Source organism: Campylobacter sp. 2018MI01 (genome assembly GCF_018501205.1).
Lineage (GTDB): Bacteria > Campylobacterota > Campylobacteria > Campylobacterales > Campylobacteraceae > Campylobacter_E.
The window spans coordinates 1-8,798 of record NZ_JAHCZE010000063.1 but is presented as its reverse complement, the minus strand read 5'-3'; the positions used below and the strand labels follow the sequence as shown (position 1 = coordinate 8,798).

Sequence of the window (8,798 nt, the reverse complement as noted above, 5' to 3'; positions counted from 1 at the left end):
ACACGCGAATGACGCGGAAGGTCATCGTGGTGTTGAGACCGACGCGTGTTCGCGAAGACCGAATTAATCCGAGCTCAGGCCCAAGAGCTAGGACGGGGGGACTGTTTTTTTTTTTTGAGTGTGTATAAGAGACAGATAATATTCAGCACTTGCTCTTGGCTCACTTGAACTTATAAAAACTTTTTTAATAGTTTTATTTTTAAGCATTTTTTCATTCTCATTAACAAAAACAGCACAATCACCTAAAAATTTCCTTAGCAAATCTTGACCTATTTGGCTTTTGTGATTTTTGCACTGAATTAATACACACTCATTTTCTTTATAACAAACCAAATCTATCCCGCCATCATTTTTACCATTTATAAAGCCGTGTGGAAAGACCTTGTAACCTTGCTCTTCGTAATACTTTTTAATTTTTAATTCATATAATCTGCCCTTTTTTTCATTTTCGCTTTCTGCTTTGTAGATTATAGATTTTGTTATTTTGTGATAATTTGGCATTTTTTTACTTAAAATTTCACTAAATTTATACTTATTAACAACTTTCAAAATCGCTTCGTCAAGCTCTTTTTCATAAGCCTTTAAAATATCTTCATAGTTAGAATTTAATTCTTCTTGTTTTTTAAATTCTATGCTATTTTTGATAGCAAAATATCTTTTTTTAGCATTGTTATCACTCATTTTTGCTCCTTAATTTTCACAACTATTAAAAAATATTTGAAATTTAGAATAAATATTATTATAAATTAATATAATCACAAATCTTAAGGGGGAAATTATGAAAAAACTTATATTAATATTATTTTACCTTTCTACAATATTTGCAAATAGCGTCCCGCAAACTCCAGCCAACACAATACAAGATAAACATTTAATCATAAAAGCTCACGATAATAAAACTTTTTGTCTAGCTCCAAGACAAGTGCATGATAGGGTCATAATCGGTATGCTAGATTGCAAACAAGCAGTAGATACAAGATATGATTTATACAAAAGACTTGCTTTTAAATATAAAGACAATTGGCTATGTGCAAGTCTTAGCGATAGGTTTAAAAGTGGACAAACCAAACAAGATTTCTTTGAATTAAAACCTTGTGTTTTAAACGATAAATCTCAATGGTTTAACATAACAGATACCTTTAGCTTACCAGCTTATATTGATGTAGAAGTAAAAGAAAGCGAATATAATTTACTAGCTACAAAAAACAAAAATGCCAATAAAATAACCATAGATAATGACGAAATGAAGCAGTGGCTACAAGCAGTTCCACCACCTATTAATTACGCTCTTAAAACTTCTATATATTTTCGTTCAAAATCAAATAATAAATTAGAACTATTTTATATTACAAAAAATGGGGCTTCAAAAACACCATTTAATTTTTATTACGATATTACAAGTGGTAAAATAGCTCTTTTTAACCCTAGCAGTGGGACTTTTGAGTGCCTTGAAACTAATCTTAGCAATCAAGACGCTAGTTTTTTAAAGTTTTCTAAATGTAATTTTTACGGATTTGAAAATAGATTTTATTGGAATTTAAATTTATTTGAAAATTCTTATATATTAGATATTAATAAAAATATTTTAGATGTTTCAAGGGGTAGTGAATTAGGAAAATTATTTATAAGTGATATAAATTATTATAAAACCCATTTATCTCCTAGCGTTTTATTAGATGGTAAATTATCATTTGACTTTAGCGTCTATGAATTACGGAATTTTAACGCAAGAAATTTAGGGCTTTTCTCTAGCCATTGTGGTGCAGAAAGAAGAACAAAACGAGAAGTTATATCAAATAGCTTAGCTAATTTTGACCCTTTACAAGCAAATTGGAAAGCACGATTATTAAGCATTGCAAGGACTACTGATAGCAGCACTGATGCTAGTGGGATTTGTGGAATTTGTATGCTACATACTTATGAGATAGTTTCTTTACTAACTCAAATATATCCACATAATCCTATATTAAATTATAGTTCTACTGGATATTTATTTGATTATATGGACAATGTATCTCCATTTACTACATTTGCTAGAAGAAACCCTGCGATGTATAATTTAATGGGTGAAGCACTTGAGTTATGGGGACAACAATTGGCTTTAGGTGAAGGACTATATTCAAGGGGTATTAGGGCGATTTGGGCTTTAACTAGCAGTATTTTGCCAAGACAAGAATGGAGCCTTAGTACCATCACAACTCAAGATAATTTAAGAGCTCAATTAAGGGGTATTTTAAATTCTCCTGCTGGTTCTTTGTATATTGCATTAATGAGTTTAGATAACGGCAGAGCACACGCAGTTCCTATCATCATTACAAACAACGGAGCAGTAGTAATCCCAACAAATGCTCAAAATATAAGCGAAGAAGATTTTACAAGCTTTATAGCACCTACACAAGATGAGCATACTTTATTAAGAAACCTATCTGCTAATAATAGATACAACATACAAGCCATTAGCTTAATTGGTTTAGCCGGTAATAGAGATAATATATTTGAAGAATATTTAAATCAATTTGATTGCACTGGTGGTGGTGATTTTAGACGAGGAAATGGGCATATACTAAATCCTAATCACGCTGATACTTGTGATAATGATAGATGTGATTTGATGGAGATTGAGCATAATTTTTAAGAATTTAAATCGCTAATTTTTGGCGATTTAAATCAAAATATTTTAGCTCTTTTAATATAAATTAATTGCTAAGAATTTAATCCTTAAATAACAACTCTACAACCTTTGCAATAATTGCTAAAAAAATTAAGAATATAAAAACTACAAGTAAAAGTCTAAAAACACCTAAGCCAAAAAATAAAAGTAAAGCTAAGATAAACAAAAGTCCTAAAATCCACATATAAACTCCTTTTTAATTTCGTATATCTTAGCAAAAGTAAAGTCCTGATTGTGTCTATATAAAAAGATTTTAATAAATTTAAAATATAAATTTTGATTTATAACTTTATAATTATTCTTTAAAATGCAGCGAAATTTTTGGAATTTAAAAAAGGAATTTCATTTGAAACTCCCATTTGAAATTCTTAGACTTATTCGTTTTCTTCACAAAACTTTATATAAAACTCTGGAAAATGTTCTAAACTCTCACAATATTCAAACATATATCTCATATTAGTTACTCTTGAAGTATCAAAATTTAAAAGCTGATTGAAGTTTTTACAATTAGAAAACATGCCGCTCATATTAGTTACTCTTGAAGTATCAAAATTTAAAGTTTGATTGAAGTTTGTACAACCAGCAAACATACCGTTCATATAGATTACATTTCTTGTATCAAAGTTTAAAGTTTGATTGAAGTTCATACAACGAGAAAACATTTCGTTCATATTTTCAACTTTTGAGGTATCAAAATTTAAAAGCTGATTGAGCTTTCTACAACCATAAAACATGTATCCCATATTTTTAACTTTTGAAGTATCAAAATTTAAAGGCTGATTGAAATTTCTACAACCATAAAACATACAGCGCATATCAGTTACATTTCTTGTATCCCATTCATTTATCCCACTAAAGTCCTTTCTAGTGCTATTTTCAAATAATCCACTCATATCAGTAATTAAACTCGTGTCAATATCACTTAAACTAATTCCATCTATATAAACTAAAGCTTTTAGCTCATATTTATCAGCTGGTTGGTATTTATTAGCTACTTTTTTTATTAAATTATTTTTAAGCATGTATTCTATTGCTGCATTTATTTTAAAAGCTGTTTTTACCATTAAATCTTTATTTTTAATATTAGCAAAATCAAATTTCTCACAACCATCAAACATATCTCTTATAAACAAACTTTTTTTAGCATCAAAATCTAAAGGCTGATTGAAATTTTTACAACTAGCAAACATACAACTCATATCAGTTACATTTGAAGTATCAAAATTTAAAGGTTGATTGAAATTTTCACAACCAGCAAACATACCACTCATATTTGTTACTTTTGAAGTATCAAAGTTTACAGGTTGATTGAAGTTTATACAACCTTTAAACACACAAGCTATGTTGGTTACATTTATTGTATCAAAATTTAAAGGTTGATTGAAATTTTCACAACCAGCAAACATACCACTCATATTTGTTACTTTTAAAGTATCAAAGTTTACAGGTTGATTGAAGTTTATACAACCTTCAAACATACCACTCATATTTGTTACTTTTAAAGTATCAAAGTTTACAGGTTGATTGAAGTTTATACAACCTTCAAACATACCACTCATATTTGTTACTTTTAAAGTATCAAAATTTAAAGGTTGATTGAAATTTACACAACCAGCAAACATACCACTCATATTAGTTACATTTGAAGTATCAAAATTTAAAGGTTGATTGAAGTTTTTACAATTAGAAAACATACCGCTCATATTTTCAACTTTTGAAGTATCAAAATTTAAAGGTTGATTGAAATTTACACAACAATAAAACATACAATCCATATTGGTTACATTTCTTGTATCAAAGTTTACAGGTTGATTGAAATTTTCACAACCTTCAAACATACCACTCATATTAGTTACATTACTAGTATTCCATTCGTTTATCCCGCTAAAGTCTTTTCTAGTGCTATTTTCAAATAATCCACTCATATCAGTAATCAAACTCGTATCAATATCACCTAGATATACGCTCTCATCTCTTACTAGTTCGCATAATTCTATTCTTATTCTTGGTTTATATTTTTTCATTATTTTCCTTTATATTAATAAAATAAATTTCTAATTTATTCCTTTTAGTTTTGCTAGTAATATTTCAAATTTATTTGCCTTTGAATGCTCCCAATTAAAACTTGCTTTGCATTTAGGACACTTAATTGGTGCTAAATCATTTTCTGCAAAACAATCACTACTATAAATCCTAACTACGCTATATCCACAACTTTTGCAAGTATATTTACTAGGCTTTGGCGGTATTGGCATAATCTCTCCTTTTTAAGAATTTGAAAGTCATATTTCAAATTCTTTGATTTAAATTATTGTTTAGACTGCATAATAACTGCTTTAATATCTTCAACAAGCTTTTTTTCTCCGCTAAATTTTTCTTTAGAATTACTTGAAAGCTTGTTTAAATAATTTAATACCGATTCAACACCCCTAGCAATATCTGTGAGTCCTAGAAATTTTACAATAGAAGAATCGCTTAAATTTATATCTACGCTGGTAGTATTATTGTTTTGATTTATATTTGCATTTAACGGTATTTTTAAACTATTAAAATATTTTTTAAAGCTTTCTTTAGCATCATTATTTGTAAACATATTTGCAAAACTATCCCATAAGCCATATTCTTTAAAATGTAAAGTATCTTTTAATGCCTTTGTGTTTAAAGACTTACTTAGTGTTTGTTTAAGACCAAAAGTATCACTTAAAACATTGCAAAATGTAAAAATCTCATCAAGCTTTATAGAATACTCATTGGTCATATTGTTTTGCAATTTCTCTATTTCATCAATGATTTGAGACCTTACTTTTTCAAATTCTGCTTTTACTTCTGCCCTTGTAGTATCTAAAAAGCTAAAAAGTCTTGAAAAAAAGCCAATATTACTATCAATTGTTTTATTTAATCGTTCTTCATAATTATCTAAAGTTTTATTATAAGACACTACATATTTATGAGCAAAATCATAAGCAAATACAGTAGCTAAGTTTTCAAAAATCAAATCAATAACACCATTTATTACTTCTTCTTTGCCATATTTTTGAGTTTTTTGTCCGCCTCTTTTTTCTACTTCAATAGAACATACTTTATATAATCTTGTATCTTTTCCAAGCTCTTTTTTAATATGCTCTTCATATTCGTTAAATTCTTCAACACTTTTAATACTATCACAACCTGTGATGATAAAGTGAATATTAAATTTTAAAAGCTCTTTTAGTTGTTTAATTAATTCTATTTCTTGCTCTTCAATTCTTTTTGTATTGTATTTCAGACAATAAAAAACAACATGAAAAAACTCAGCTACATTATCGCTACTATTTTTGCTTTGTATATATGATTTGATATTTTTAATAATACTTTCAAAATCATCTTTATTTGATTCAAGCCCTTTACTATCAGTGACAATAAGCTTTAGCTTATCGTCAACTATCTTTTCATATTCTTCAAATTCTTGCGTAATAGGCTTGCCAATACCTGTAGGTGCTTTAGCTTCATCTAAAAGATAATTTATAAAAGAACTTTTACCATTACCAGTCTTGCCAATAACCAATACTCTAGCTTCTTGATATTGCATAATTACTCCTCGATTGGCTTTGTATTTTTAACTTGATTTTTAATATCACTCCAGCTTGTAGTATCTACATAATGCTTGATAGTGTTTAAAATTTCATCTACTGCTTCTTCTTGTGGTAAATTACCTGCTAAAATATTCTCATATTGGACTTTGCAATATTTTGAATAACCATAGCCCATTCCGTAAGTAATAACACCTGCTACACTAGCATTTATTGCACCACCTAAAATAGTGCCGGCACCAGGAATTAATTTAATTAAATTTCCTGCTAAAGCTTTCCCTAAATTACTCGCTAATGTTTCTGCAGCTAAACTTTTTAAAGTTGTTTTTGATATATCAACCCCATATATGCGCCCGATATGCACTAACATTGCCACCTGAGTAGGAGTAATTATCATAGTATCGCTCATAAAAGGTATAGGATTAGCTCCTGCAACAACACAACCTGCTGTATATCCAAGTATAATTTTTTCAGCTTCTACTTCTTTTAACCCAAGAGCTCTTTCCTGAGACGCCACAAAAGCCTTTCGTATATCATCATCTGCAATGCAATTGGCGCTATCCTTTAATAAATCATTTATATCTGTATCCTTATCAGGTAGCTTTGTGCTAACTGCATATATTTTTGTATTTAAGATTTTCTCATATTCTTTTTGAATACTTAAATTAGCATCATCTTCATCACATTGTGTCATTACTACAAAAATATTTTTATAGTTTTTCTTTAATAGTTTTACGATATTTAAATCCATATCTTCCACTCTTGTCTTACTTGCAGATATACAATACCAAATTACATGAATATTTCCTTCGCAATTATTTATCTTGCCACTTTCAAGCTCATTTTGAAAATCTTTAACTTTATTTACAAAACTATCTGCTTCGCCTGCTAATTCATAGCCTTCTGAATCGATAATATTTATAGTTTTGTTAAAATCTTTTCCTAAAAATACCTTAAAACCTCTAGTTTGTGGTTTATGATTGCTAACATTTGCTACTTTAGAGCCAAAAACATGATTTATTAGTGAGCTTTTGCCTGCACCTGTATGACCTAAAATCATAATATTTGCATATGAATTTGCCTTTTCAAACTTTGCTTTTTCTTCTGCGATAATTTGTTCTATACTCATTTAAAACTCCTTAATTAAATTAATTTTATATTTTTTATCTACTTTAAATTTATCTTGTAAAGCATTGCAGACTTTTATATTCTCGTTGTAATATTTAGCCTTACTCATATACTTTTTAAGAAACCTTTCGTAATATTCATCAACCCTACAAACCATAGGACGATTTTCATAAATCCTGCATGTATTATCATCTGCTAGGTGCATACAAACACCATTTAAATTAAATTCTTCTAGTTCTTTTACTCCGTTAATACTTTTGCAGCATAAGCCACATGCAGTGCATGGAAAATTATCTAACATTGCTAAGTTCCTTTGAATATAAATGAGAAGTTTTGAATAAAATTAATGAAGTTAAGTGATTTTAGTTTTTGTAAAATCCCCCCCCCATAAGAGAAAATATAGCTTTCATTTATTCTCCTTTCTTGTAATTTTTCGCATTATAGCATATGAGTTGTCAAAATTCTGTCCATATAAAAAATATTTAAAATATTATTAATAAAAATATTGATTTTAAAAGCTTAAACTAAAAACAAAATATAATACTAATTACTGCAAATAAAAAAATATTTTATCTTACTTTAACTATTTGTATTACATATTATTGTATTGACTATAATAAATTTCTAGGTTACAAAAATAAAAAGATGAATGTATTAAAATAAAATTATATAAATTAAAAAAGGGATTAATAAATATGAAAAATAAATTTCATATGAGCTTAGAATACAACATATGTTTAGCAAAAAGAAATATCGTAGATAATATCTATAAAAGTGTGAGACTTGAGGGAATTAATGTAACTTTTCCACAAGTAGAAGCCATTTATAACGGTGTAAATATAAGTAGCTTAAAGGTAGATGATATTGTAGCTATTAACAACCTTAAATACGCTTGGTCTGTTCTTTTTGATACTATAAATTATCCTGAAGTTGATTTTGCTTATATTTGTAAAATTAACAAGACTATAGGTGCAAATTTAATCTATCAATCAGGCTATATAAGAAAATTTGATGTAGCTATAGGTGGGACATCTTACAAACCTAAAATGCCACATAAGGAAGAAGTTATAGAAGAATTAAACGAAATACAAAAAATCACAAACGCCACACAAAGAGCAATAACATTAATGTTATATCTAATGAGAAGACAAATTTTTATTGATGGTAATAAAAGAACAGCTATTTTATGTGCTAATAGAATTTTGATTGAAAATGGAGCAGGTTTAGTAAATATACCTGTTGAGCTTATTAGCGAGTTTAAAGAAAAATTAATTAAATATTATGAAACAAATGAAATGAAAGATATTATGGATTTTACTTATAAAAATTGTATTGATGGATTTAATAGCGTAGAGCCTAGTATTGAAGAAAAGCTTGAGAGTGAAAAAAATGATGAAATGTTTAATCAATACATAGCAAAATCTTATAAA

9 protein-coding genes are annotated in these 8,798 nt (G+C 28.1%); 2 read left to right on the top strand and 7 right to left on the bottom strand.

Going from position 1 to position 8,798, the window contains the following annotated elements; translation table 11 throughout:
* Positions 1–87 precede the first annotated feature (87 nt).
* A complete protein-coding gene (locus tag KJQ97_RS08180) occupies positions 88–681 on the bottom strand; it encodes a restriction endonuclease (RefSeq protein ID WP_214120525.1) in 594 nt (197 codons plus the stop codon).
* Between the two features lie 97 nt (positions 682–778).
* On the opposite strand from KJQ97_RS08180, the gene KJQ97_RS08175 reads away from it, so the two are divergent.
* On the top strand, positions 779–2,635 hold the full coding sequence (locus tag KJQ97_RS08175) for a DUF1561 family protein (RefSeq protein ID WP_214120524.1): 1,857 nt from the start codon (positions 779–781) through the stop codon (positions 2,633–2,635).
* A gap of 76 nt (positions 2,636–2,711) precedes the next feature.
* On the opposite strand, the gene KJQ97_RS08170 is transcribed toward KJQ97_RS08175, so the two are convergent.
* The 6 genes from KJQ97_RS08170 to KJQ97_RS08145 form a co-directional block, all read right to left on the bottom strand.
* Positions 2,712–2,855, bottom strand: a complete 144-nt coding sequence (locus tag KJQ97_RS08170) for a hypothetical protein (RefSeq protein WP_214117680.1) — start codon at positions 2,853–2,855, stop codon at positions 2,712–2,714.
* 190 nt (positions 2,856–3,045) lie between these two features.
* Entirely contained in the window at positions 3,046–4,695 is a 1,650-nt protein-coding gene (locus KJQ97_RS08165) for a BspA family leucine-rich repeat surface protein (protein WP_214120523.1), read from the bottom strand.
* 30 nt (positions 4,696–4,725) lie between these two features.
* Positions 4,726–4,926, bottom strand: a complete 201-nt coding sequence (locus tag KJQ97_RS08160; protein WP_214117683.1) for a hypothetical protein — start codon at positions 4,924–4,926, stop codon at positions 4,726–4,728.
* Between the two features lie 53 nt (positions 4,927–4,979).
* Positions 4,980–6,239 carry a GTPase gene (locus KJQ97_RS08155; protein ID WP_214120522.1) on the bottom strand — a complete coding sequence of 420 codons (1,260 nt, stop codon included), beginning with the start codon at positions 6,237–6,239 and terminating at the stop codon, positions 4,980–4,982.
* 2 nt (positions 6,240–6,241) lie between these two features.
* A complete protein-coding gene (locus KJQ97_RS08150; protein ID WP_214120521.1) occupies positions 6,242–7,369 on the bottom strand; it encodes a GTPase in 1,128 nt (375 codons plus the stop codon).
* A complete protein-coding gene (locus tag KJQ97_RS08145) occupies positions 7,370–7,669 on the bottom strand; it encodes a YkgJ family cysteine cluster protein (protein WP_214120520.1) in 300 nt (99 codons plus the stop codon).
* A 394-nt stretch (positions 7,670–8,063) separates the two neighbouring features.
* Between KJQ97_RS08145 and KJQ97_RS08140 the strand changes: the two genes are divergently transcribed.
* A partial coding sequence (locus KJQ97_RS08140) for a Fic family protein (protein ID WP_214120519.1) occupies positions 8,064–8,798 on the top strand: 735 nt, incomplete at its 3' end.

Coding starts and splice junctions, on each gene's coding strand:
- KJQ97_RS08180 (WP_214120525.1), bottom strand. CDS start 681: ATGAGTGATAACAATGCTAAAAAAAGATATTTTGCTATCAAAAATAGC.
- KJQ97_RS08160 (WP_214117683.1), bottom strand. CDS start 4,926: ATGCCAATACCGCCAAAGCCTAGTAAATATACTTGCAAAAGTTGTGGA.
- KJQ97_RS08175 (WP_214120524.1), top strand. CDS start 779: ATGAAAAAACTTATATTAATATTATTTTACCTTTCTACAATATTTGCA.
- KJQ97_RS08170 (WP_214117680.1), bottom strand. CDS start 2,855: ATGTGGATTTTAGGACTTTTGTTTATCTTAGCTTTACTTTTATTTTTT.
- KJQ97_RS08145 (WP_214120520.1), bottom strand. CDS start 7,669: ATGTTAGATAATTTTCCATGCACTGCATGTGGCTTATGCTGCAAAAGT.
- KJQ97_RS08165 (WP_214120523.1), bottom strand. CDS start 4,695: ATGAAAAAATATAAACCAAGAATAAGAATAGAATTATGCGAACTAGTA.
- KJQ97_RS08150 (WP_214120521.1), bottom strand. CDS start 7,369: ATGAGTATAGAACAAATTATCGCAGAAGAAAAAGCAAAGTTTGAAAAG.
- KJQ97_RS08155 (WP_214120522.1), bottom strand. CDS start 6,239: ATGCAATATCAAGAAGCTAGAGTATTGGTTATTGGCAAGACTGGTAAT.